We start from the raw sequence: 25950 nt of genomic DNA on the forward strand, positions 1-25950 counted from the left end.
CCCCGCCCCGACTCCCCAGCCCCCCAGCCGTGACTCCCCAGTCCCCGCACGCAGGCGGCGTCTCCGCTCTTTTGCCGAGAAGATGTTCGTCAAGCCTCATGCGCGCCAAGCATCATGTGATGAGCGGGGCATGCTCGCGCTGGTCAGAGGTGTGATTACGCCCGGACGGACTCGAACCGCCAACCCTCTGGTCCGAAGCCAGATGCTCTGTCCAATTGAGCTACGGGCGCGGGCTGCGGAGCAGACAGGGACTTCGCCCGTGGGGGGTGGTCCTGGTCAGGCTCCCACATAGGGCAACAGGGCCATGAAGCGAGCCCGCTTAACGGCCCGGCGGATGGCACGTTGTTCGGTGGCGTTGGTTCCCGCGCGTTTGCGAGACATCATCTTGCTGCTGGCGGTCAGGAACTTCCGGAGCAACTCGACCTCCTTGTAGTCGATGATCGGGCCCTTCCAACCCTCGCCGCCTCGGTCCGAAAACCGGCGTTTGTTCCTGTTTGCGCGGTGCTTGCCGCCCTTTTCAGCCTTTTCCATTCGTATGGATCTCCCTCGCTCAGTGAGCCTGTTGCATGATTCTCTTGAATTCGGCCTCGTCGAGTACCTCGGATTCCTCAATGAGCATGATCGGTAACCCGTCGCGGACGGGATAGCGCCGCCGCGTAGCCGGATCGGTGCTGTATAGCCAATCGCCCACCTGGATGAGTCGGGCGTGGCTTTCCGGACACACCATGATCTTCAGCAGTTCCGGGTCTATCTGGTTGCTCATGCTCACCTTCCGCGTGCCGGACACCGTTTTCCGGGGAAGATGCCCTCCCCGGCACGCGGACTATTAATGGTACTCCGTCTCGTTCCGCCTGGCAAGGGCCTGTTGCGGGCTCTGCGATGTTGCGCCCATGCCAATACTTGGGGGATTCTCAGAACCGCGAAGGGCTCGGGCAGGTGCGGAATTACTTCCTATGAAGTCATTTACATACTAAAGGCGGCGATGGGATTCGAACCCATGAATAACGGATTTGCAATCCGTCCCCTTGGTCCACTTGGGTACGCCGCCGCGGATATGGACTCAGGGTAGCATAGTTGGCCCGGCTCTGCAAGCGGCCGCACATGAAGGTTTATTCCACACCCGGCAGCTTGAATACGTATGCGTGGCGGCAAGGTGTCTGGTTCACCGACAGGAGGGGCACTTCGATCCTCAGTCTGCCGTTCTCGTATGCGGACGCGAGTGGCCGGCCGTAGCCCAGCAGTACGACCTCGCCGTTCGGTTTTGGCACGTCGAGCGTCAGTTCCTTTTCCGGCCACTTCAGGCAGATGGCGTAGGCGTCGCGACCCTTAAGGGTGAAACGCACATCGCCGGTTTCCTTGACCCGCCGCCATGCCCGCGTTCCATAGACAGCTTCTCCATTGACCTTCAGCCATTCGCCCATGTCGATCAGTCGTTGCTGCATGATGACGGGGATGCGCCCGTCGGCGGTGGGCCCGATGTCGAGCAGCAGATTTCCGCCTTTGCTGACCGTCTCAATCAAGAGATGAATCAGGTCGGTGGCCGGCTTGTAGTCGTCCACATCCTCATTGCGGTTGTAGCCGAACGAACCGCCCATTCCGCGGCATTCCTCCCACTCGCGGACGGCGCCGAGTTCGGACATCTGATGGTGCTTTCCGTACTCGGTGGTGTAGTAGCCGCCATGGCGGCTGCGGCAATCTTTGCCCCAGCGATCATTGACCGCGACGTCCTTGGCCACGGGCGATTCATTGAACAGCCATGCGAGGAATTCGCGGCTGCGCCACAGCTCTTCGGGGTGATCCCACTCGCCGTCGGTCCAGACGATGTCCGGCTTGTATCGGGTCACCAGATCCTTGATTTGCGGCAGCATATGCTCATCGACGTAACGCTTGGCATCCGAAAGGTAGAGGGGGTTATACCATTCGTACAAGGAATAGTAGAAGCCCATTCTGATTCCGGCCGCCCGGACGGCCTCGGTGAGCTCGCCGCACAGGTCACGGTGGGGTCCGATGTCCACGCTGTTCCAGTTCCAGCTCTGGGCACTGGGCCAAAGGCAGAACCCGTCATGATGCTTGGACGTCAGAACGATGTATTTAGCACCCGATCGCCTGAAGATATCCGCCCACTGTCTCGGGTCGAATAGCTCAGCCTTGAACATGGGAGCGAAGTCCTGGTATTTGAAGTTCGGTCCATAGGTCTGGATGTGGAACTTCCAGGTTTCGCCGTCTTTCTTGCCCATGCTGTGCCAGTACCATTCAGAGTACTGGCCCTTGGGACTCCAGGAAGGCACGGCATAGACACCCCAATGTATGAAGATGCCGAACTTGGCGTCGTTGAACCAGGCCGGGTTGGGACGTGCATCCAGCGATTCCCATGTGGGCTCGTAAGGCCCCGCCGGGCAGGGCCGCATCGCAGACAGGATTCCAACAACCGAGGCGACACAAACGACATGTTTCATGATCGGTTTCCTCAGAAGCGAAAACGGATGCGGTTCGGGTTCACGTCATTGGCGAGGTATTATCCGGATCCCCGCAGGCTTGGCAACCGTGTCGGCAAGACGGGGTTGGAGGGGGGGTAATCGGCTTTTGCCGACGAGGAGCGACTGCATGGAGGGCGGGGCGAACCCAATGGAAGTGCTCTGGCGTAATCGGGCAATTGTGGCCGAAGGAGGAACAGAAACACAGAACCGCGGAGTTCGGACAGTTGCCCCCTCACCCGAGTACGTTATGACGGCTGCAACGCTCGGCGTGAGGAGGGAGCGGGCTTGGCATCAGAACCTTACGGCCAGACATCTGTGCGGCTTGCGCGCATGTTTCTGGATCGCAGAGCGCTTGGGTTGCGGCCTGCAGAAAGGCGGTCCGCCTTAGAAGATGAGAGGAGAACCGGGCCTGTTGGGAACTCGAGGGCCGCAGCACGACCTGGGCGGGGCAAGCGCGTCACACAACCCCAGTGGGTTACTGGCGGAGAAAACGGGCAGCCAACCTTCATCGGGCAGGTCACTTATCGGACATTGGGGAGGCGAGTCACTTTGATGAGCCGCTTTGTGTTTCCGCGGGTGCTTTGGCCTGACTACCCTTGTTTCCCGTCGAATCCGGAACGCGGAAATTCCTACCGCACCGCGCGCAACGGACCTTCTGTCCCCGCATGCTGTCGGAAACCTGGAGCACGCTGCGGCAGGTCAGGTTGGGGCAGATAATCGTAATCGCCATAGCCCCCAAAGGCCTCGGGAACGGGTCCATACAAACGGCATCGCCACAATTCAGATCGGGTGATCAATGCCAGGTCATAAGCTAAAAATCGGCCTCGGCCAGCACCGGTCCGCGCAGAAACTCACAAGGGTGATCCCGCTGAGGGGTTGGCCCTTCGAAACGGCGACGTTCCCGGGCCCAAGAGGCGGGTCGGCCGACGGGGAGCCAAGCAGCAGGGCGTGGGACATCAGGCAGGCCTCGGGACTTCTGCCGGACCGGCGACAAGGCGTGTTGGGATCACCCGGTTAGCGGACCGGTTGACAGGAACGGTACATATCCTAAAATAACAACGCAACCTTGTGACGAGACAGCGCGAATTGGATTGCATCATGATCGACACCCTTGAGATAAGTCATATCCGCCAGTGCCCGGTCGGTTTCTGCCACGACGCGTACTCCCAGGTCGAAGTCACACATGTGTGTCTCCACAAGGATTTGCGGGCGTACTTTGGGGATCAATCGCTGAATTGTTGTGTGCGGAGACTGTGGTGGACCCGATGGTACGGCCGGGGCGGTGGATTCGCTTGCAGGCCATGCGGAAGGATGGAAGTTCGCTGAATGGTTTGTTGTCGTCGTGTGTTTCCTGGGGTAGTCGGCGAGGCGCTGACCTGCCTCGGCAAGGATGCCTGCCCGTGACACGGGTTTCCGTTACGGTTCGGTCGCCAGCAAAGATCAATTGGTTTCTGCGCGTCCTTGGCCGGCGTCAAGACGGGTTTCACGACATCAGGTCCCTGCTGTCGGCGATAACGCTCTATGACGAGTTGGCTCTGGCGAGCCGTGATACCAGCGGCATTGAGCTGGTGTGCGATCATCCGGATTTGCCGACGGATCACAGGAATCTGATCGTAAAGGCGGGCAAGCTCCTGGCTGAAGCAGCGGGCATCGAACCCCGGGCGACATGTCGCCTACGTAAAGAAATCCCGATAGGGGGCGGGCTTGGCGGGGGTAGCTCTAACGGGGCCGCCTCGCTTGTGGCTTTCAATCGTCTCTGGGGCCTGGATTGGTCGGTTGAACAGCTCGCTCCGTTGGCAGCAAAGCTTGGCAGTGATGTTCCTTTTTTTCTTCGGGGAGGATCAGCCGTCATAAGCGGCCGTGGCGAGAGAATCAGGCCGGTGAGGCTGCAATGGGAAGGATGGATCGTGCTGATCTTTCCGCCCTTTGGCGTGTCGACCGCGGAGGTCTATGGGGCTTGGCGACCGCCGGCAAGTCCACCTGCCCCAACGCTCCTGGACGAGATGCCGGCAGGAGTCGACGTTCTTCGTCTGGACTCGCGACAGTTGATGGCGGCAGCGTACAACATGCTGGAGCAACCCTTGTTGCTGGTGCGCCCGCAAGTGGGCCCGCTACTCGACATGTTGAAGCGGCTGGCCGGGCGACCGGTGCGGGTGTCCGGCAGCGGGTCGACTCTTTTCACCGCATATGACAACTATGCGGAGGCGATGGGCTTTGCCCGCCGCGTAGAGGATGAGACGGGTATGCGCGCCCGGCTGGCTCAACTGGGAAAGCCGGGGGTTTGGGAGGCAGATTCGGCGGCCGGCGAGGCGTTCGAGCCTGGCGAAGCTTCGCCGCGAGAATGTCTCGGTTGTTTCCGCGAGGACCGACAACTTGAAGGAGGCAGAGATGGAAATCACTGAGGTTCGGGTCAAACTGGTGGAGAAATCGAGGGAAAGACTTCGGGCTTTTTGCAGCATCACCTTTGACGGCGCGTTTGTCATACGCGATCTGAAGATCATCGGGAGCGGTGCCGGCGACAGCGTCTTTGTCGCCATGCCCTCGCGCAAGCTCTGTGACCGCTGTCCGCGATGCCGGTCGAAGAACCATCTAAGGGCCAAGTTCTGTAACGAGTGCGGTCATTCGCTTGGCGATCGCCGCACTGCACGGAACTCGCACGGCCGCGCGAAGATCCATGCCGACGTTGCTCATCCGATCAACACGGAATGCAGAGAGATGATTCAGGCGGCAGTGATCAAGGCCTACCACGAGGAATTGGAGCGATCCAAACTGCCAGGCTACCGGCCGCCCAAGTTTGACGAGATCGACGAAGCTTTCATCGAAGATCTCGACGCAACGGAAACAACCGAGTCGCAAATCGGTGCCGGCTCAAGAGACGAGGCCGACACGGGCGACCAGGCCGGATCCCTGGAACACGATGCACAGAAGAGCGAATCAGTTTTCAGCGACTACGATTCTCTCATCGCGGATTTGAAGAAAGAGGCGGCTTCGCGACAGGGTCGCCGGCAGGACAGGCATGGCGCTTATCCTCGGCCGGGGGCCCGTATTGCTGTGGGGCAGTCGGGCACGCCACGGCAACAACGGTCGTCCGCCGATGGTGGAAACGACCGCCGTCCCGACCATCACCGAAACGATCGCAGGCGTGGGGCCGGCTCGGCAGAACCGGCCGAAAAGCCATCCGAGCCGGCAAGAGTCTCAGGCGAACCGATCTCAAGCCAACCGGCCGAGCCGCCGCTTGTTGTTCCCCAAGCCTCAGCGCCGCAGCCCGAGGACCAGAAGGCTGACGACGTTTTCGGAGCAGGACTCAATTGAGATCAGGCGCCTGCCCTCGCGCAGCCAGGATGGTGGGGAGCGAACACCATCGAGCGATTCAGAGGGCTCTCTTTGGGCGACTGCGAACATATGGAATCACGCTTAAGATGCTGAGGGGAAACGAGTTACACATTCATATTGACAAATCGAAACATGATGATACAATGATATCATGATAGAAAAGGATCAGCGGCTGATAGACATGAAGGTGCTTGAACAAAGCGCGGCGGTCATGCGGGTGCTGGCCCACCCGCACAGGCTGCGCATTTGCGAGTTGCTGATGGCCGGGCGGGTTTCCGTGGGCGATCTTGCCCGGCAACTGGGGATCGCCAGTAACGCGGTCAGTCAGCACCTGAACATGATGAAGGCTCACGGATTGCTGACGTGCGAACGGGAAGGAAAGGCCGTCTACTATGGCGTTTGCGACCCGCGTCCAGCGTGGCTCCTGCAGTGCATACGCAACCACGCTTGCGGGAAGCAACGACTGTGAACCAGGCTGTTCGGCGCGGAACCAACAGGTCTTGAACCGGCGAGACGGTGGGGGTTCGACAGGCAAGATCAGATGCCGAGGCATCATTCAAGGAGTCACGGGCTGAGGCGAAACCAGATGAGTTCAAAGAAGATCGTTATTGTCGGAGGCGTGGCGGCCGGCGCGAGTGCGGCGACCCGGGCCCGCCGTTTGAATGAAAGCGCGCATATAGTGGTTTTCGAGCGAGGAGAATACATCTCCTTCGCCAACTGCGGTTTGCCTTATCACATCGGCGGACAGATTGCCGACCGCGGCAAGCTGCTGTTGGCGGATCCGCGTTCTCTCAAACGGACGTCCAACATCGAGGTGCACACAGGGTGCGAGGTGCTCAGCATCGATCGAAGGACGAAACACGTGGAAGTGCTTGATCGCCGGAGCGGTCGTCGGTGGCGTGAGCCCTACGACAAGCTCATTCTTGCTCCGGGCGCGTCTCCCGTGCTCCCGTCCTGGAGTGGCATTGACCGGCGGAACGTTTTCGTGCTCCGCGACATGACCGACATGGATCGCATCAACGCGGTTCTGGACAAGGGCGAGGCCAAGCGGGCCACGGTGATCGGGGCCGGCTACATCGGAATTGAGATGGTCGAGGCACTCACTGAACGTAACCTGGAGGTCACGCTTATCGAGCAGCAGGCTCAGGTGTTGCCCTTGATGGACGTTGAGATGGCTCGCGAGGTGGCGAGAGTGCTCCGCTTGCACGGAGTCGAAGTTATCCTTGCAGCAAGCGTCGAGAGTTTGAAAACCGATGGTGACCGCGTTGTCGCGGTGCAGCTCGCGGATGGACGAGAGGTGGCGACGGATCTGCTCCTCGTTTCGATCGGCGTGCGTCCGAACGCCAGCTTGGCTGAAGAGGCAGGCTTGGCGATCGGCGAGAGCGGGGCGATCGCGGTCAATGCGCAGATGCTGACCAGCGATGCGGACATCTATGCCGTCGGTGATGCCGGAGAAGTCATTTTTGCGGTAACCGGGGAGCCGGGACGGTTTCCGCTTGCCGGGCCGGCAAATCGGAACGGCCGGAACGCGGGCGGTCACGCGGCGGCGGGTCGCTCCTTTTCGGCAGCCCCTGTGGCCGGGACGTCCATTCTGGAGGTGTTCGGGCTCGCCGCAGGGATGACGGGCCTGAGCGCCAAGGGTGCCAACCGTTGCGGGATTCCGGCAGACGTCGCCTATGCCGTCAGAGGCCATCACGTCGGCTACTATCCGGGTGCCAAGGAGATTATTCTCAAGCTGATCTACGATCCGGAGAGCGGCCGCATCCTGGGCGGACAGGCCGTCGGTAAGGCGGGGATCGACAAGCGAATCGATGTGATTGCTACGGCGATTCACTTTCGCGGCACGGTGGACGATCTGGCCGGACTCGATCTGGCATATGCTCCGCAGTTCGGCGCCGCCAAGGATCCGATCCACATTGCCGCATTTGTAGCCCAGAACAAACGAGAAGGCCTGCTGGCTGAGATACTGCCCGGCGAAGAGCCGATCGGGGACCAACTGGTCGACGTGCGCAGCGAACAGGAATTCGCAGCCGGGGCACTGCCCGGTGCGATCAACATCCCGTTGCCGGATCTACGTCAACGGATGGACGAATTGGACCGATCAAGGCCGGTGATGCTCAACTGCGGCGTCGGTGAGCGATCCTACAAGGCGGCTCGCGTACTTATGCAGTCGGGATTTCGAGAGGTGTACAGTCTGGCGGGCGGATATCGGCTGCATCGCGACACATGGAAACCGCCCGTGCACAGTAACACGAGGGGTGGGGCGGCGTGACCATCCTCGGGTTTGTCGATAACACGCGTTCCGATATGCCCAAAGCGTGAACGGGCCGTTTACGAAAAGATCGAATCAGACGGACGGGAGGCGCGGGTTCGCACGGAACAAGGAGTATTTCTCGTGGCAACAGTTTTGCCTTCATGCAAATATCGGCGTGTCGCGAAGACCATCATCATTTCAATTGCGGCGGTGACGTTCGTCGTCGTGACGATGATGTGGCTCATGGGGTACTTTCATCCCAAACTCGCGGGGGCGCCGACCGCCTCTGTTGGCCGTCCCCTTGGAGACGTCCAAGTGGTTCCGGTCGAGAAGATTCGCGTGCCTGTCACGGAATCGGCGGTCGGTACCGTCCGTCCCGTCCATGAGTCGGCGGTGGCATCGAAGATCATGGCGAAGGTTGTGGCGGTGAACGTGAAGGCCGGAGATCGTGTGAAGAAGGACGACGTGCTGATCAAGCTTGATGATGCCGACCTGAAGGCTCGTCAGCAACAGGCTCTTGCGGCGGTGGCGGCTGCAAAGGCGGCCCGGGACCACGCGACGATCGAATTCGACCGGGTGAAGAGGCTTATGGGACAGAACGCCGCATCGAGAATCGAATACGAGCGGGCCGAAACCGCGCTGAAATCGGCCGAGGCGGAGTTGCAGAGGGCCGAGCAGACACTCAATGAAGCGGAAACCGTATTAAGCTATGCGACGATCCATGCCGCGATGGACGCCCTGGTGGTGGATAAGCGTGTCGACGTGGGTGACACGGTCGTGCCCGGGCAGGTGCTCCTGAACCTCTATGACCCGAGCAGAATGCAGTTGGTGGCGAGCGTGCGCGAGTCGCTGACCCGACGGTTGCAGGTCGGGCAGAACATCGAAGTGACCATCGACGCCTTAGGGCATCCGTGCGAGGGGCAGATCAGTGAGATCGTGCCTCAGGCCGAGTCGGCCAGCCGCACGTTTCTGGTGAAGGTGACCGGACCGTGTCCGCCGGGCGTTTATGCGGGCATGTTCGGACGGCTGACCATTCCGCTCGACGAGGAGGACATTCTGGTCGTTCCACGTGAAGCGATCCGCGTGATCGGCCAGTTGAGCGTTGTTGACGTGGTGGACGGAAAGATGCTGCAAAGACGCGTGATCCAGCCGGGCCGGACGCTGGGCGGCAAGCTTGAGGTGCTCTCCGGACTGCGTGAAGGAGAACAGATCGCCCTGACAAGGGTTTCTGCGGGGGAGTCGACCGAATCCAGGCCGAACGTATGAGGGCCGTGCAATGACACACGACCAAGGATCCAAGCAGCACACTCCATCGGCATCTCCGTCGAGTGGCCGCCCGGCCGGCCGGCATCATGGTTTCACAAACGCGATCGTCCACGTTTTCCTGCACTCGAACCTTTCTCTGATCCTGACGATCATCGCCGCGGCCATGGGCCTGGCGGCGCTGCTGATGACGCCGCGCGAGGAGGATCCGCAAATCATCGTTCCGCTGGCGGACGTCATCGTGAACTGTCCCGGCCGCTCGTCGCAGGAGATCGAGCAGCTTGTGGCAACGCCTCTGGAGAAGATCCTCTATCAGATCGACGGTGTTGAATACGTCTACTCCGTGTCGCGCGAGAACATGGCCCTGATCACGGTCCGCTACTTTGTCGGAGAGGACCGCGAGCGAAGTCTGGTCAAGCTCTACAAGAAGATGGACGAAAGCATCGACATGGTGCCGCCGGGCGTAACCGGCTGGGTCGTCAAGCCCGTCGAGATCGACGACGTTCCGATCGTGACCCTGACGCTGACAAGCGCAACCTCCGACGAGTTTGTGCTGCGTCGTGTGGGCGAAGAACTGGTGGAACGACTGGCCGCCACGAAGGACGTATCGAGGGCCTACGTCATCGGGGGGCGGTCCAGGATTATCCACGTTTACCTCGACCCTGAAAGGTTGCAAGCCCACCAATTGGACCCATTGGCGGTACGACACGCGATCGGCGCGGCGAACGTCACACAGACTGCGGGCAACTACACTCGCGATGACCAGGTCGTGCAGGTGGAGGCCGGTTTGGCATTCGCCCGACCCGAGGAGTTGGACGAACTGGTGGTTGGGGTTTTCGACGGCCGCCCGGTCTTTCTGCGCAACGTTGCCAGAATCGTCGATGGACCGGCCGAGGCGGACAACTATGTTCGGCACGGGTGGGGGCCGGCCGCCGGCAAGCTGCACGATAGACATGCGGGAGGCGCGGTCATCGGGCCTGCTTCGCGGAACGGCAACACGAATTCCTCGGACCCGGCGGTCACTATTGCGATCGCCAAGAAGAAGGGTTCCAACGCCGTCTGGGTGGCCAGGGATGTCATCGCCGCCGCCGAGGCGCTCAAGACGGAAGTGATCCCCGACGACATCGACCTGGTGATCACCCGCAATGCGGGCTTGACTTCAAATGAGAAGGTCAACGAGCTTGTCGAGGCACTGGCGGTGGCGGTGCTGTTTGTGATGGTGGTCCTGACGCTGGGTTTGGGCTGGCGGGAATCGCTGATCGTGGCCGTCGCCGTGCCGGTGGTGTTCGGCCTGACGCTCGCGGTGAACATGATGTTCGGCTTCACCATTAACCGGGTGACGTTGTTCGCCCTGATCCTGTCGTTGGGTCTGCTGGTCGACGATCCGATCGTCGACGTCGAAAACATCTCGCGGCATTTCGCGCTTCGCAAGCGGGCCGCGCGGCACATTGTGTTGGAGGCGGTCGCCGAGATCCGTCCTCCGTTGATCACGGCGACGCTGGCCGTCATCGTCTCGTTTCTGCCGATGTTCTTCATTACCGGCATGATGGGCCCGTACATGCGCCCCATGGCGCTGAATGTTCCCGTCGCGATGCTGATGTCGATGGTCGTGGCGTTCACGATCACTCCCTGGTTGTCGTACCACGTCTTGGGAAGACACTACAACAAAGCCGGGGCCGCTCACACGGAAGGTCCGGAGGATGATCTCGACTCCGAGACAATCAAGAAGTCGCCGTTGTATCGTCTCTTTCACCCCCTGATGGCCCCATTGCTCCACAAGCGATGGCTGTCGTGGACTTTCCTAGGCGCCATGGGGGCGTTGACGGTCGGCGCGATGATGCTGGCGGTCACGCGGCATGTGCCTCTCAAGATGTTGCCGTTCGACAACAAGAATGAGCTTCAACTGGTGCTCGATTTTGATGAGGGCACGACGCTGGAGCGGTCGGACGCGGCCGTCCGGGACTTTGAGGACTTCCTGCGCACGGTGCCCGAGGTCACCGACTTCACCAGCTACGTGGGTATCGCCTCACCCATGGATTTCAACGGGTTGGTGCGACAGTATTACATGCGTCGTGGCGACAACGTGGCGGAGGTGCGGATCAACCTGGTCGGGAAGAAAAGCCGGAAGCAGCAGAGTCACGGCATCAGCCTGAGATTGCGGGACGACCTGACCGGCATCGCCTCTCGCCACAATGCCAGCCTGAAGATCGTGGAGACGCCGCCCGGCCCGCCGGTGATTGCCTCCATCGTGGCCGAAGTCTATGGGCGGCCGGCGAACACCTATGAGGATCTGATCGCCGCTGCCCGGACCGTTCGCACGCGGATGGAAATGGAGCCCGGAGTTGTCGATGTGGATGATACCGTAGAGGCCGACAGCAAGAAGCTGATCTTTGTCACGGACAAGGAGAAGGCGGCGCTCAATGGAATCACGGTTGCCCAGATCACGGAGACGCTCCGGACCGCACTTGAGGGCGCCAGTGCCGGGACCATCCGTACAAGAGGCGAGCGACATCCCCTGGAGATTGTGTTGCGGTTGCCCAGGGCCATACGCTCGGATTTGTTTGACCTGTCGAAACTGCATGTTCGCGGTGAGAAAGGGCAGCTTGTTCCTCTTGCTGAGTTAGGGCGCATTGAGCGGAGCGTGGTCGACAAGAGCATCTACCACAAGAATCTCAGGCGCGTGGTCTATGTATTTGCCGAGACCGCCGGCCGGCCGCCGGCCGATTGCGTAGTCGATATCCAGTCGGACAAGATGCCCGGGGCCATCGCGTTGGAGCCTCCGCCGCAAGGCGTGGATCACAGCCACGGCTTCGTCAAGAAGGCGGATGCAACCCGTCCGGTCGCGGGTCGCACGTTCCTCTCCAATGGTAGCGGCATCAAGTGGTGGCTCCCGGACGGCTATGACGTCGACTTTGCCGGCGAAGGTGAATGGAAGATCACGCTCGATGTTTTTCGCGACCTGGGCTTGGCCTTCGTGGCTGCTCTGATCGGCATCTATATCCTGCTCGTGGGTCAGACGAAGTCTTTTGTCATTCCGGTAGTCGTGATGCTGGCCATCCCATTGACGGTTCTCGGCATTATGCCCGGCTTCTGGCTTCTGAACCTTGTCGCCGGATCGCATGTGGGGCAGTATGCGGACGCGATCTTCTTCACTGCCACGGGCATGATCGGCATGATCGCGTTGGCCGGAATCGTCACGCGCGATTCAATCATCCTGGTGGACTTCATTCATCTGTCGCTGGCCAAAGGGCGCAGCTTGTTCGACGCGATCATGGAGAGCCGTGTGGTGCGATTGCGTCCGATCCTGCTCACTGCGGGCACGGCTTTGTTGTCGGCCCTGCCTATCACCATTGATCCGATCTTCTCGGGCCTAGCGTGGTCGCTGATTTTCGGGCTGGTCGCCTCGACGATTTTCACGCTCTTTGTGATCCCCGTGACCTACTGGCTCTTGTACGCCAACAAGCCCGGTCACGGCCTCCCGGCAACGGAGGAGTGAGAAACGCTCTTCTTGGATGGCGCCGATCACCGGTGGACAGGCGCCGCCATTGAGGAGGGTGACGCCGTCTCGACGGGCTTCGACGGGGTGGCAATGTGTCGCGCAGGGGCGGCGGTATCCGACCCAGGTGGTCGACGCTCGAAGAAGATCACATCGCGCACAAGGCCTGCGGGATCATATTCGCGAGCCAGCAGGTCCGCGAAACCGCGAATGTCGAGCCCGGCCAGGGAGCCGGATTGAACCTCCGAATAGTCGGTACGACGAATGAGGACGAGCCTGGGTGGTCTGGCACGCAGGGTTTCCACGACTTCGTGGACCAGGAATTCGGCGTTGGCGCCGAGGGCGTGCAACTTGCCAAGCTCGAAGAAGCGGCTGGGCGAGAACCGGTGACTGAAACGATAGACTCCCGGCTCAAAGCCCCACATGTAGATCTCGTCGGTGGGAGCCGTTCTGCGAACGACTTCCGCAGCGATGACTTGAAGGCAATCGCGATCGGGATCCTCATATGCGTAGTAGATGCTGCGCTTCATGTCGAACTGGTAAATCTCCAGCGCCGGCCGGAACATCAGCCATCCGGCCGTCAGAGTGACGACCATCGTCAGTCCCCGAACGTGAAGCGGCCTGATGGTCAGCATCGGCCGCAAGAACGAGAAGGTCTGAGCGGACAGCCAGAAAAGCGGCACGTAGGTTGCATGCCAATACCGGGGGATGTGTGCCGGTCCCCAGGTCACCGTCCAGGCACCAAACCCGAGCCACACGGTCAGCAGCAGGACCAGATCATTGGGAAGGTGTTGCGGGCCAATTTGCTCATCGGGATCGGGGCGTCGCCATCGGACGACACTCGCAAGCAAACCGATGCCTGCCAGCCAGATGATCGGCCAGAGGGGCTCCAACTGCGAGGTCAGCTTGGATGCCTGATAGTCGACGGGCACAAACCAACTGTGCCCATTCCTGACAAATACCAGGTTGCTGGTGAACACCGCGAAGACGGCTTCACCCAAGCTGCCCTGGGCGCGTAGCACCGCACAAACGCAACCGATGACGGCCACAAACCCCGTGCACGCCGCCAATAAGATTCGCAGAAGGGGGTGCCTGAAGCCGCGGCGGCGGATGGTTTCGATGAGGGTGACGACACCGAGGGCGATCAGGCCTCCTAACGCGTGTTGTTTGGCCGTGAATGCCAGAGCCAACGCCATTCCGCCGACAAGTCCCCACGCCGTGAGGCGGCGCTTCGTGGCCCGCCAGGCGAGGAGCAGGCATAAGGCGGCGAGGCTTTCGAACAAGGTTGCATAGAGTTCCGTTCCGTTGGTGCAGCCTTCGTTGCGGCGTAACGAGATGACAAACGCAGCCAGCAGGGCGGTCGCGCCGGCAACGTGAGGACCGAAGCAAATCCAGACGCCGACGGCCACGCAGGCGACGCAGGCCGCTGCCGCCATGCCCGCAGCAACCGTGATTGCAACCGTCGAGTCGTTGGTCAGGGCAAGTACGGCCGCATTCACCCATGGGAGCAGGGGGGGCTTGTTGTCCCAGCAGTCGACGTACAACGTGCGCCCGGCCAGGATGCACTGCCCCATGTATTCGAACATGTGTCTGTCCTGGGAGGCGGGCCAGTGGTGTGCGGCCCAACTGCCTGAGACGATCAGGACCACCGAGCCGAGGAGCGCAAGAGCCGACAGGATGTTGACAAGAGATTTCACAGCACGCCTTTGCCCTTACGGAGCTGCGACGCCGGAGGTTGGTTTGGTGGTGCTGCCCACTACATGGATAAACAGCGCGTCCGTCTCGCCGGGCAGGTCGGGCCGTGTATCAACGGTCACCACGACGCGCTCTCCGACGGCGGCCAGCTTCTTCTCGAGCAGAATTCGGTCGAGCGCGGCCGGGATGCGGCTCAGCCGAGCCTCGGGTGGATGACATACCGCGACGACACCGTAGAGCATGGCCATCTTGCGACAGACTCGTTCGTCATCCGTGACCGCAAGGATGGGCTGGTGGACGCGATGTTTGCTGAGCAATCGCGCCGCGTCCCCCTTCCGCGTCCAAACGGCGATCAATCGGGTCTGAAGCCGCTCGGCCACCACGACTGCCCCGTCAGCCACCGCCATGTCCAGACAAGGCCTGATCAGCGAATCGCCGCCAAGATCGTGCCGGAATTGATCATGAAAGGTCTCGGTCTGTTCGGCGATGCGGCGAATCATCCGGACCGCCGGAAGGGGATACTTGCCGACCGAGGTCTCAGCCGAAAGCATGACCGCATCGGCATGGTCGAGAATGGCATTGGCGACATCGCTGACCTCGGCCCGGGTGGGAACCGGCGATTCGACCATTGACTGCAGCATTTGCGTGGCGACGATCACCGGCTTGCGAGAGCGTCGGCACAACAGGCAAATCTTCTTCTGGATCAGCGGCACACGCGAGACGTCCATCTCAACGCCGAGATCGCCGCGAGCGACCAAGACAACGTCGGACTGGTCGATGATCGACTGAAGCGAATCGACCGCTTCGGGTTTTTCGATTTTGGAGACAAGATGAATGGGGCTGTTGTGCCGCAGGACGATCTCTCTGAGCTCGATAAGGTCTTCCGGCCGTCTGACGAACGACAAGGCCACGAAATCAAGGTCGTTGGAAATGGCCCATTCCAGATCTTCGCGATCCTTGCCGGTCAGGGCAGGTGATGACACCTTTGAATCCGGCAGGTTGATACCCTTGCGATCGCTGATTACTCCGGGAACCTCGACCTCGCAGACCAATTCGTCGGCGGTCTTGGAGCGGGCCCGCAACTGCACATTGCCGTCATCGATCAAGAGCCTGTGCCCGACCTGGACGTCGTCAAGAAGGGCAGGGTAGGAACTGGTTAGAGTCTGGGCGTTCCCCAGGGCGTCTCCGCGCCGAAAAACCACCGTGGCCCCTTTGATAAGCTCGCACTTGCCCCCGTCGATGCGGTTGAGGCGGATTTTGGGGCCGCACAGGTCGCCCATCACAGCAACCATGGCCTGACGCCGTCCGGCCTCGCTTCGGATGTGCTGAAGCATCTGCTGGTGCGTGTCCAGCGTGCCGTGCGAGAAGTTGAGCCGAAAGACGTTGACGCCGGCGTCGATCATGGCACCCAGGGTCTGGGCGTCCGAGCAGGCAGGTCCGACGGTGGCGACGAGTCTGGTCCTGATCATGGACGATAGTGTATGCGGACAAACCGGCTTTGTACAATAGCAGCTATTGGAGCATATGGGTTGCTGATTGCCTGCGGGCCTGCCTCTCGCCGGGTCTGATACCAGGACCGTCATGCCGGGGCAACGCCGTCGTCCAGACGGCCGACGGGCGATCGAAACGCCCTGTGGACCGGCTCAGACTATCCGGCACGAACGCCCCCGACGTTGTGGCTCGGAGAAATGACGAACTTTTCTGAAACAGCGCCTTCGAGCTACGGTTATCAGAGCGCGGCGGTGACGATTGCGCACACTTCCTCGGACGTGAGTACGACCGGATTGCCCTTCATGCTGCTGGCGCTGCGGGCGCCCTCTGCCAGAGAGGGAATGTCGATCGGCCGGATCCCATACGAGCCGAGCCTGGGTATCCCGAGATCGCGGTTGACCTCGCTGGTCCAGCGAATGGCATCGGCGGCCACGGCCGAGGCGCTGCCGGTGAGCATGCGGCCCACCTCGTCGTAGCGGCGGAGACTCTCGCTCTGAGGCGCGGCCCGGCGAATGGCCGCGACATTGACGGTGATGACGTGCGGCAGCAAGGCAGCACATACGGCTCCGTGCGGAGCGGCAAACCTGCCGCCAAGCGGGGCGGCGATTCCGTGCGCAGCCCCCAATCCGGCGTTGGCCAGCGCCAAGCCGCTCAAGAGGCTTGCCAAGGCCATATCCTCGCGAGCGATTGCGCACTCGCCATCCTCGCAGACCTCGCGAAGCGAGCGAGCAATCCGCGGAATGCCCTCTCTGCAGAATCCGTCCGTAAGCGGGTTTGCTCGCACCGAGACGAACGCCTCGATAAGCTGAGTCAGAGCGTCCAGGCCGGTGGCGGCGGTCAGCGCCGGGGGCAGATCGTAAGTCAGTTCAGGATCGACAAGAGCCACTCGCGGCAGCATCAGTGGGCTTCTGAGGCTCACCTTCAGGCGATGCGGGGTGGACACCAGCACGGCGTTGCGTGTGACCTCCGCGCCGGTCCCCGCCGTGGTCGGAATCGCGATGAACGGTACCGGCGGCTGCGACAAGGGCTTGCCCTGGCCGATGACCTCAAGAAACTCGGTCGGGTTTCCCCCATTGGTGATCATCGCCGCAATAGCCTTGCCGGCATCAATCGCGCTACCGCCGCCAATACTGATCACGATTCGGCAGTTCGATACGACGGCCCGATCGGCTGCGGTGCGTACCATCTCGACCGTCGGTTCGCCGGTGACAGGCAGGGTAACAAATTCGATGTCATGCTTGGCCAGAATGGCGGTGAGCCGGCTCGGGCGGCTGGTCGAGACGCCGGAGACGAGCATCACCTTGCCCTTGCGCACGTTTCCCAACAAGCTCAGTGCAATCGGGCCCGCTTCGGAAAGCGATCCGTTGCCGAAGATGATCCGCGCTGCGGTGGCGAATTCAAAGGTCATTTCGGAATCTCCCAGCCCGCCTCATCGGGAAAAACGGCAGTGTACTTCATGCTGGAGCGAGGCTCGGCCATCATGTCGGCGACGGTGTCGCGCCACTTCGCGTAGTGGGCGGTTTCCTTGTGCTTGGCGGGGGCCTCGGGTGTCTTGTAGACCTCCATGAGGACGAATCGCGTCGGGTCGTCGCTCTGCTGGATGACGTCAAAACGGGCGATGCCCGATTCGCGAATACTGTGTGATGCGTTCTCAATGGTGGCTTGTCGAAAGGCTTCGACACATTCAGGTTTCACGTGAACATGGACAGCTACGATGAGCATTGGCGGAACTCCCGAAAGGGCCGAAAAGCATTGGCCGTCTGGAACCGATAGGATTCTACCAGCCCAAAGCCGCGAGGCAATCGGGCAACCGGGCCGTGAGACGTCGGCACGAACGCCCGCCCGGCATGCGTTGCCCGAAAACGGCAAACCGCATGCGAGGGCAGGCGGTCTCAGGCCCTGTGGGCGGGCCGATCGACGTCAATTGACCCGGCAAGCCGGAACGGCTATAAGGTGGACTCAGGGAGTGTATCCTTTCGGCCTCGGCAGGCGCGGGTGACCGGTGACGCGGATACCTCCGTAAGACATGATCGTAGACTGTCATACCCATATCTGGGAGTCGGTTGAACAACTCGGCCGTGGGTTTGCCCGCGGGCAGGCTCGGGTGAGAGGGGAATTGCCTCTGCGCGCCGGGATAGACGCCCATCGCTTGGCCACGCGCCCGGCGGACAAGGTCTTTGTTCTGGCGTACCGGAGCTATTATCTTGAGGCTGACATTCCGAACGACTACGTGGCAGCGTACGTGCGTCAGCAGGCGGACAGACTCATTGGTTTTGCCAGCGTTGATCCCACCCGTCCACAGGAGGCCATTCAAGAGCTGAGACGGGCTCGGGAGGAGCTGGGAATGCAGGGTCTGAACATCTGGCCGGCGGCACAGGACTTTCACCCGGCCGCCACCTGCGCGATGCGGTTATACCCCGAAGCCTGTCGCTTGGGGATGCCGGTGATGTTCCACATCGACGCGGCGGTGATGCCCGCCAGCAAGATGGAGTATGCCCGGCCGGTCCTCATTGATGAAGTGGCGCGCGAGTTTCCCGAGATGCGGATCATTGTGGCCCAGTTGGGGTATCCATGGACTGATGAGACGATCGTACTGTTGGCCAAGCACCCGAACGTATTCGCTGACATCAGCGGACTGACCAAGAGGCCGTGGCATGCTTACAACGCGCTGTTGTCGGCCTATCAGGCAGGCGTCATGGACCGCCTGTTGTTCGGCAGCAACTTTCCGTACGCCTCACCTGCCGGTTGCATCGAAGCGCTGTACAGCATCAACCAGTTCTGTCACGGCACCAATTTGCCGACCATCCCGCGAGAACAGCTCCGCCAGATTGTCGAGCGAGATGCGCTGGAGATACTGGGGATCGAATCGCCCGCGCCGCCCGTACGGGAGCCGAAGACCGCGGTCATCCGGGCTGATGACTGATCCGTTGGCCCGCGTTCTCCACAACCTGCGGCGTCCCGTTGATTTACGAATGCCCGCGACTACACTGAGGACATGGGCGCGATCCGTTCACCACGACCTGTGAACCTTATCTGCGGGTTCATTTCCAACGACGCGGATCTGATCAGGAGAGCGATCCGAATACTCACACAGTACTACGGGCCGACCGACGCCGTCAGCGAAATCTGGCCTTTTGACGACACAGATTACTACGAACCCGAGATGGGGACGAACCTCTTGCGGCAGTTCGCCTCCTTTGCCGAGCTGATCGATCCCGGCCGATTGGCGAGCATCAAGGTGCACACCAACGAGGTGGAGGGACGGATCGGCTACGAATGCGGCCTGCCTCGCGGCCAAAGGCCGGTCAATCTCGATCCCGGGTACATCGAGCTGAGCAAACTTGTTCTGGCAACGACCAAGAACGGATCTCATCGGATATACATGCGGGAGGGCATTTACGCTGAGTCGACGCTGCACTATCGCGAGGGTAAGTGGCAACCCTGGCCGCACACCTATCCCGATTACGCCAGCGGTCGCTACGATGCCTTCTTCGAGGATGCACGCAATCGCTACAAGAGCAAGCTTGAATCCCTCGGGCAGACGAAACGACCGGAAGGAGGGCGTTTGTGATTTCCGGTCCTGTTCTCATGGCGGCCGGCGTATCGCTTCTTCTGGCGTTCCTGATCAGCGTCGCCCTGACGCCCCTTTGTCGGGCCTGGGCCGTCAAACGGCAGTTCGTTGATCGCCCGCAAGATGAGGGACACAAAGAGCATGAGCGGCCAACGGCTTTCGGCGGAGGCATTGCCATCACGGCCGGAATCCTCGTGCCGATGGGGGGGATGCTTCTGGCCGCCTGGCTGCTGGCGGATTGGCCCGCCGGCCGCTTCGTTTTCCTTGACAAATGGGCTCCGTCGTGGCGCCCTTGGCTCAGAGGCGTTGTGGAGAAGGCTCCCGTTGGGCTGTCGATCATGGCCGGAGCGCTGGCCCTCCATATTGTGGGTCTGATCGACGACCGCCGCCCGCTGTCAGCCCGTGTGAAGCTGCTCATCCAGGCGGCGGTCACATTGGCGATCACCGCAGGGGTCGGCGTTCGCTCCGCGGAGGCGCTCGGACCGCTTCCGGCAGTGCTGCTCACCACATTCTGGATCATCGCACTGACCAACGCATTCAATTTCATGGACAACATGGACGGCCTGTCTGCCGGGGTGGCGGTGTTGACAGCCGTCGTTCTTGCGGTTTCGTCGATGGTCGCCGGGCAAGTATTCGTCCCGTGCGTGCTGATGTTGGTAGCAGGGGGTGCGGCTGGTTTCCTGATCTACAACTTTCCGCCGGCAACGATCTTCATGGGTGACGCCGGCAGCCTCGTGCTGGGTTACATGCTGGCGGTCTGCGCGGTGATGACCACCTTCTACGACCCCGAGATGGGAACAACGCCCTTCGGCGTGCTCGTGCCCGTGGTGGTGTTTGCGATTCCCCTTTACGACATGATCAGTGTCATTATCCACCGCCTGCGGCTGGGTGTCAGCATCTTCCGCGGCGACAGACGGCATTTCTCGCATCGCCTGGTTAAGCGGGGGCTGAGCCCGAGAACCGCCGTCCTCACAATCTACCTAGCCACGCTGGCAACGTCACTTCCGGCGGTGTTGCTGCCCGTGCATGGCTGGGTGGCGGCCCTGCTGATCGTCGCCCAGTGTCTTGCCGTGGTGACGATCATTGCCATTCTGGAATCGTGCAATGAATCGTGAGCCCGCTCCAAACCGTCGGCCGCCAACCGGAGTTGCGCCGGTCGCCGGCCGGGTGCCGCATGCGCTCGATGGTATGGCGTTCCTGGTGCTTCTCCTGATCGTATCGATGCGCGCTCTGCTTTCCGAAACCTACGAATCAGGACTGACCGGCGTTTCGCAGGCCGTCGGCGACATTGCGTCGCTTACGCCCGCGACCACGGTGATGCTCGACACGGCTATCTGGGTAGCGGCCGCAATGGCGGCGTTGGCAACCCTGCTTCGAAGCCGATCGTGGCAACGGACCGGAATCGAAGCCGGTTGGGCAATCATGGCCGTGGCCGCAGTGTGTTCCTGCTGCGTCGCCAGCAACAAGCGCCTGGCGATCAACGCGTCGTGCGACTGGCTAACGACGCCGGTCTTGGCAATCACGCTGGCGAACCTGCTCCGCGAAAGGAGAAGAGTGGTCCTGGTTCTGGCTGTTGTGGTCGCGTCAGGATTGGCTTCCGCGACCAAGTGCGGTTCGCAATTGGGCTGGGAGTTCGGCGATACCTGGCAGGCCTACCAGGAGCAGAAGGCCGAGTTCTGGGGCCGGCAGGGCGTTGCTCTGACCGATCCGACCGTCGAGCTGTTCGAACGGCGCATGATGGCCCGTGAAGCAACAGGCTTCTTGCCATACAGCAACGCCCAGGGCGCGGGGCTGATCCTGGCCGGATTCGCCGGGATTGCCCTGGCTTTTCTTTCCGGGCGGTCACGTACGGCGAAGGGCGTGTGCGGGGTGGTCGCGGCCGTTATTCTCGCATCGGTCGTCACCACCGGAAGCCGCGGAGCAATGCTGGCCGCTCTCATCGGCCTGGCTCTTCTGATAGCGGGCACCCTGATAGGATCGCGTTGGTACCAGAAATGGAAGGCCCTGTGGGCAGGCCTGTGGATAACGGCTGCGATCGGCGTTGCCCTGGTCGTCATCTGGGGGACGACACGCGGCCGTCTGCCCGGCGACTCGCTCCGCTTCAGATGGGAGTATTGGCGGGTCACATCAAAGATCGTCGCTGAACACCCCTGGACAGGCGTCGGGGCGCTCAATTTCGACCGCGCCTACCTGAAGCACAAACCGGTCCAATATCCGGAAGAGATCCGCGATCCACACAACTTCGCGATGGCGATTGTGTCCCAGTGGGGCATCATCGGTGGGGCGGGGATGATGATTGCCCTGCTCGGCGGGTCCTGGGTAGCGATCCGCGCCTTGGGGCAGGAGTCAGCATCACCGCCTGAGGCGGCACAGCCGAAGGAACCGGTGGTCCAACCACTGGGTAAATGGGTAGTCGCGGTCATCGTTGGCTTTGTCCTGTTTCGGCTCTGGATGCTGCGAGGCTGGCTGGACGTCGGTGAAGGAGGAGTGGCTACGGTTCTCTTCGACCTGTTGTTGTATGGACTCGTCTGGTGCCTTGCTTTCGCCGGCTTGTCGCTGCTGTTGTCATTCGGGTGGGACGATGCCGACATGGGCAGTGCGTCGACGGCTCCGCAGGCCAACAAGCGGCACTGGCCATCCCAAAAGGCCCATCAGCAACTTTCCCCCCCTTACCAAGGGGGGGGCAGGGGGGGTGACGGCTACCGGTTGCCGTGCCTGATTGCCCTGGGCGTCTTCCTCCTGCACAACACCATCGACTTCTCTCTCTTTGTTCCCGGGACACTTACCACTTTCGCAGCTTTGACCGCGGTTGCCGTTGCGAGGGCCGCAGGGCAGGGGGAAGGGAGCGGGGCGGCTCGGCGTTGGCTGCCGATGGTTGCGTCCGCCGGCGGCCTGCTGGCGGTGATTATCCTGCTAGTGGCGCCGGTGTTACGGTGTACGTCGAGTCTCAAGGACGCGAGATTTGCAGTGGCGACAGGCTTGCGCGATCCCGCGCCCTTGTACAAAGCCGCAGCCGAGGCAGATCGCTTCGATCCGACGCCGCTGACGGAATGGGCCTCGTGGGCGGCACACTTGGATGTTACTGGTTTGGACAAATCGCTGACTTGCCTGCAGATGGCCCAGGATCGCGACCCGCTTGACCGTGGGATCTACCGCTCGCAGTGGCGGGTGTTGGAGCTGCGATACGATGCCGCCCACAACCCCGCGGATCTTCTGCAAGCGGTGGCCGCGGCTGAGAAGGCCGTGGACCTGTATCCGCAGTCGCCGGACGGGCACGCCGATCTGGCAAGATTGCTGGGCAGAGTTGCCTCTGAGATCGCGTCGGATCCCGCCGCGGAAGCGGTCGGCCGTGATTGGCTCGCCGATGCCGTCATGCACTATCGCAGGGCGCTGCATCTCGACGCCGCCCGGCCATCCTACGAGATTCGCCGCTGGCACCATGACCGCAGGATGCAGATCGAGGGCCGACTTTCGCAGTTGGAGCGCATGGCTTCCGCGCGTGCGGGCAGTTGATTCCCTACGCCGCATGTGCAGAGTGCCTTTTTCGGGTGTTCTCTCAAGGGCCGCCGACGGCTCGGCCGCCAATGTTTTCGGCCACCTGGGTCTGGACGTGTGGACAGACTGCCTGCAACACCCTGAGTCTGCTGTCGCCGAATGGGTGGCGGACGCCTCGTTGGATCGTGCGTCCAGGTTGTCATTGGCGTCGCATTTGTTAGACTACTCGCTTCCGTCGGCGGCGACGCAATGCTCCGCCGAGACGTAACCTGCTTTGCAACAACGACTTGGAAAGGAGTCGGCACAATGGCGGTCAAAATCTACTACGACAAAGACGCTGATCTGGGTGCTTTGAAGGGCAAGAAAGTGGGCATCATGGGCTACGGCAGCCAGGGGCACGCCCATGCGCAAAACCTGCGAGATTCAGGCATCGAGGTCGTTGTCGCCGAACTGGCCGACACGCCGAATTACAGGTTGGCCGTCGAACACCATTTCAAACCGGTCAGCGTGGCCGAGGCCACGAAGGCCTGTGACCTCCTGGTCATGACGCTCCCGGATGAAGTGCAAGCGGCCGTTTATCGCAAAGAGATCGCCCCGAATATTCGGGCCGGCCAGGCGCTCGGCTTCACCCACGGGTTCAACATTCACTTCGGCCAGATCGTCCCACCCGAGGGCGTGGACGTGATCATGATTGCCCCGAAGGGTCCCGGGCATCTGCTCCGCAGTGAGTTCGTCAAGGGCGGCGGCGTGCCCTGCCTGGTGGCGGTCGAGAAGAACGCAACCGGTAAAGCTTTGCAGACTGCTCTGGCCTGGGGCTCGGGCATCGGCGGCGGCCGGGCGGGCATTCTGGAAACGACCTTCAAGATCGAAACTGAGACGGATCTTTTTGGCGAGCAGGTGGTGCTCTGCGGCGGCGTGACGGCTCTGGTGAAGGCAGGGTTTGAGACGCTCGTCGAAGCCGGCTATCCGCCGGAGATCTGCTTCTTCGAGTGCATGCACGAGCTGAAACTCATCGTCGACCTGTTCTATCAGGGCGGCATCAACTACATGCGTTACAGCGTGAGCAACACCGCCGAGTACGGCGACCTGACCCGCGGACCGCGAATCATCACCGACCAGACCCGCGCGGAAATGAAGAAGATTCTGGCCGAGATCGTCAACGGCGACTTCGCCCGCGAGTGGCTGCTGGAGTGCTCCGTGGGACGCCCGAGCTTCAATGCCCTCTACAAGAAGGACTACGATCATCCTCTCGAAGTCGTTGGCCGGAAGCTGCGCAAGATGATGAAGTGGATCGACTCGAAGGAAGTCTGACCTTGACGAGTCGAGGGGTTTACCCCCTCGGTCTTCTTGGCGAAATGTGCCTGGTTCGCCGGTTTCCGAAAGACCGGCGGGGTAAACCCGCTTGACGAGCCGAGGGGTTTATCCCCTCGGTCTTCTTCACGCTATCCCTGCGTTGTCTCGCGAAGACCGGCGGGAGAAAGCGGCTTGACGAGCCGAGGGGTTTACCCCCTCGGTCTTCTTCACGCTATCCCTGCGTTGTCTCGCGAAGACCGGCGGGAGAAAGCGGCTTGACGAGCCGAGGGGTTTACCCCCTCGGTCTTCTTCACGCTATCCCTGCGTTGTCTCGCGAAGACCGGCGGGATAAACCCACTTGACGAGCCGAGGGGTTTACCCCCTCGGTCTTCTTCACACCATCCCGGCGGTTGTCCCGTGAAGACCGGCGGGGTAAACCCGCCGGCTCGTCAAGACCAGGGGTTTATCCCCTCGGTTCTCTTGACGCCGTTCGTCTGCCGGTCCGGCGAAGACCGGCGGGAGAAAGCGGCTTGACGAGCCGAGGGGTTTACCCCCTCGGTCTTCTTCACGCTATCCCTGCGTTGTCTCGCGAAGACCGGCGGGGTAAACCCGCCGGCTCGTCAAGACCAGGGGTTTATCCCCTCGGGTTTCTTCACACTGTTCCTCCGTCGTCCGGCGAAGACCGGCGGGATAAATCCACTTGACGAGCCGAGGGGTTTACCCCCTCGGTCTTCTTCACACCATCCCGGCGGTCGTCCCGCGAAGACCGGCGGGGTAAACCCGCCGGCTCGTCAAGACCGGCGGGGTAAACCCGCCGGTTCGTCAACACCGATGGGACCAGCGTCCAGGCGATTCATGGCAGAACCTTCATGTCATCAACGCCGGCCAAGACGAACTCCTGATCCTCGACATATTTGATCGCAGCCTCGATGTGGTCTGATCCATTCAAGTACCGGTTGCTTCCGCCACGGGTCCACCACTTGTGTGGGGCACCGGCGAGGCGGTTCAGCGAAGCCTGCGTGGTCCCCTTGAGAATTCGGCGGACGGCCGGGCCGTCGTTGGGGCAATCCGTGACGACTACGTGGACGTGGTTTGCCATGATCCTCGCACTGAGCACGCGCCATGCCCGCGAGCGGGCCGTTTCGACGAGGCTTGCCGCAACGCAGGCCGCCTGCCGGCGATCCAGGTGAATCGTCTTGTGCTGCTGGCGGCGAGATGCCTGGGCGTGGGCATACGGATCGTCCGATCTGCACGGCGAGCCGGGTGCGTTTTCCTTGGGTAGCCATCGAGTCGGGTTGACCTGCAGGTTGGACACGTAACCCCGCGAGTCTCCGGGCAGCCAGGTTCCATAGCAGGTCCAGGTGATCAGCAGTCCGAATTGCCTATCGCTTTTCATACACCCACGAGCATATCCCCTCTGGCCGCCACTGCAAGGAGGAGCAAACGAAGACCGGCGGGATAAAGCCGCTTGACGAGCCGAGGGGTTTACCCCCTCGGTTCTCTTGACGCCGTTCGTTTGCCGGTCCCGCGAAGACCGGCGGGGTAAACCCGCCGGCTCGTCAAGACCAGGGGTTTATCCCCT

At 61.5% G+C, this 25950-nt stretch carries 19 protein-coding genes, 2 tRNA genes and 1 pseudogene; 11 read left to right on the forward strand and 11 right to left on the reverse strand.

The window, feature by feature from the left end; all coding sequences use genetic code 11:
- Window positions 1-156: 156 nt before the first annotated feature.
- The 6 genes from PLL20_15645 to PLL20_15670 form a co-directional block, all read right to left on the reverse strand.
- Window positions 157-230 (reverse strand) — tRNA-Arg (locus tag PLL20_15645).
- A 46-nt stretch (window positions 231-276) separates the two neighbouring features.
- Entirely contained in the window at window positions 277-531 is a 255-nt protein-coding gene (gene rpsR, locus PLL20_15650) for a 30S ribosomal protein S18 (GenBank protein HPD31426.1), read from the reverse strand.
- Window positions 532-550: 19 nt separating this feature from the next.
- Window positions 551-763, reverse strand: a complete 213-nt coding sequence (locus tag PLL20_15655) for a hypothetical protein (protein ID HPD31427.1) — start codon at window positions 761-763, stop codon at window positions 551-553.
- 211 nt (window positions 764-974) lie between these two features.
- A tRNA-Cys gene (locus PLL20_15660) sits at window positions 975-1048 on the reverse strand.
- Between the two features lie 61 nt (window positions 1049-1109).
- Window positions 1110-2408 carry an alpha-L-fucosidase gene (locus PLL20_15665; GenBank protein HPD31428.1) on the reverse strand — a complete coding sequence of 433 codons (1299 nt, stop codon included), beginning with the start codon at window positions 2406-2408 and terminating at the stop codon, window positions 1110-1112.
- Window positions 2409-3524: 1116 nt separating this feature from the next.
- Window positions 3525-3662, reverse strand: a complete 138-nt coding sequence (locus PLL20_15670; GenBank protein ID HPD31429.1) for a hypothetical protein — start codon at window positions 3660-3662, stop codon at window positions 3525-3527.
- A gap of 215 nt (window positions 3663-3877) precedes the next feature.
- On the opposite strand from PLL20_15670, the gene ispE reads away from it, so the two are divergent.
- The 6 genes and pseudogenes from ispE (at window position 3878) to PLL20_15700 (ending at window position 12823) form a co-directional block, all read left to right on the forward strand.
- The gene (gene ispE / locus PLL20_15675; protein HPD31430.1) at window positions 3878-4879 is read left to right on the forward strand and encodes a 4-(cytidine 5'-diphospho)-2-C-methyl-D-erythritol kinase; all 1002 of its coding nucleotides are present in this window, start codon (window positions 3878-3880) and stop codon (window positions 4877-4879) included.
- Window positions 4866-5261: pseudogene (locus tag PLL20_15680) on the forward strand (SpoVG family protein). The gene ispE and the pseudogene PLL20_15680 overlap by 14 nt, the downstream one beginning before the upstream one ends.
- A 700-nt stretch (window positions 5262-5961) precedes the next feature.
- Window positions 5962-6279: a metalloregulator ArsR/SmtB family transcription factor gene (locus tag PLL20_15685; GenBank protein ID HPD31431.1), complete on the forward strand. Its 318-nt coding sequence runs from the start codon at window positions 5962-5964 to the stop codon at window positions 6277-6279.
- Between the two features lie 117 nt (window positions 6280-6396).
- Window positions 6397-8082: an FAD-dependent oxidoreductase gene (locus tag PLL20_15690; protein ID HPD31432.1), complete on the forward strand. Its 1686-nt coding sequence runs from the start codon at window positions 6397-6399 to the stop codon at window positions 8080-8082.
- Between the two features lie 123 nt (window positions 8083-8205).
- Window positions 8206-9330, forward strand: a complete 1125-nt coding sequence (locus tag PLL20_15695) for an efflux RND transporter periplasmic adaptor subunit (protein ID HPD31433.1) — start codon at window positions 8206-8208, stop codon at window positions 9328-9330.
- 10 nt (window positions 9331-9340) lie between these two features.
- On the forward strand, window positions 9341-12823 hold the full coding sequence (locus PLL20_15700) for an efflux RND transporter permease subunit (protein HPD31434.1): 3483 nt from the start codon (window positions 9341-9343) through the stop codon (window positions 12821-12823).
- 26 nt (window positions 12824-12849) lie between these two features.
- Here PLL20_15700 and PLL20_15705 read toward each other — a convergent pair whose 3' ends face one another.
- From PLL20_15705 to PLL20_15720, 4 genes are all read right to left on the reverse strand, one after another.
- Window positions 12850-14409 (reverse strand): glycosyltransferase family 39 protein, encoded by a 1560-nt coding sequence (locus PLL20_15705; protein HPD31435.1) that lies wholly within the window; start codon window positions 14407-14409, stop codon window positions 12850-12852.
- A 126-nt stretch (window positions 14410-14535) separates the two neighbouring features.
- A complete protein-coding gene (gene pyk, locus PLL20_15710; GenBank protein ID HPD31436.1) occupies window positions 14536-15987 on the reverse strand; it encodes a pyruvate kinase in 1452 nt (483 codons plus the stop codon).
- Window positions 15988-16247: 260 nt separating this feature from the next.
- Window positions 16248-17417, reverse strand: coding sequence for an iron-containing alcohol dehydrogenase (locus PLL20_15715; protein ID HPD31437.1), 1170 nt, complete (start codon window positions 17415-17417; stop codon window positions 16248-16250).
- Window positions 17414-17731, reverse strand: coding sequence for an antibiotic biosynthesis monooxygenase (locus PLL20_15720; protein ID HPD31438.1), 318 nt, complete (start codon window positions 17729-17731; stop codon window positions 17414-17416). The genes PLL20_15715 and PLL20_15720 overlap by 4 nt, the downstream gene beginning before the upstream one ends.
- Window positions 17732-18035: 304 nt before the next feature.
- On the opposite strand from PLL20_15720, the gene PLL20_15725 reads away from it, so the two are divergent.
- The 5 genes from PLL20_15725 (at window position 18036) to ilvC (ending at window position 24386) form a co-directional block, all read left to right on the forward strand.
- Window positions 18036-18932, forward strand: coding sequence for an amidohydrolase family protein (locus PLL20_15725; protein HPD31439.1), 897 nt, complete (start codon window positions 18036-18038; stop codon window positions 18930-18932).
- A gap of 72 nt (window positions 18933-19004) precedes the next feature.
- Window positions 19005-19580, forward strand: a complete 576-nt coding sequence (locus tag PLL20_15730; GenBank protein ID HPD31440.1) for a DUF4416 family protein — start codon at window positions 19005-19007, stop codon at window positions 19578-19580.
- A complete protein-coding gene (locus PLL20_15735) occupies window positions 19577-20695 on the forward strand; it encodes an MraY family glycosyltransferase (protein ID HPD31441.1) in 1119 nt (372 codons plus the stop codon). The genes PLL20_15730 and PLL20_15735 overlap by 4 nt, the downstream gene beginning before the upstream one ends.
- Complete coding sequence (locus PLL20_15740) at window positions 20685-23093, forward strand: O-antigen ligase family protein (GenBank protein ID HPD31442.1); 2409 nt, start codon at window positions 20685-20687, stop codon at window positions 23091-23093. Before PLL20_15735 ends, PLL20_15740 begins: the two co-directional genes overlap by 11 nt.
- A 288-nt stretch (window positions 23094-23381) precedes the next feature.
- Window positions 23382-24386: a ketol-acid reductoisomerase gene (ilvC, locus tag PLL20_15745; GenBank protein HPD31443.1), complete on the forward strand. Its 1005-nt coding sequence runs from the start codon at window positions 23382-23384 to the stop codon at window positions 24384-24386.
- 835 nt (window positions 24387-25221) lie between these two features.
- Here ilvC and PLL20_15750 read toward each other — a convergent pair.
- Window positions 25222-25764 (reverse strand): hypothetical protein, encoded by a 543-nt coding sequence (locus PLL20_15750; GenBank protein HPD31444.1) that lies wholly within the window; start codon window positions 25762-25764, stop codon window positions 25222-25224.
- Between the last annotated feature and the right edge of the window lie 186 nt (window positions 25765-25950).

The sequence above is a fragment of the Phycisphaerae bacterium genome (assembly GCA_035384605.1).
In the GTDB taxonomy this organism is placed as follows: domain Bacteria; phylum Planctomycetota; class Phycisphaerae; order UBA1845; family PWPN01; genus JAUCQB01.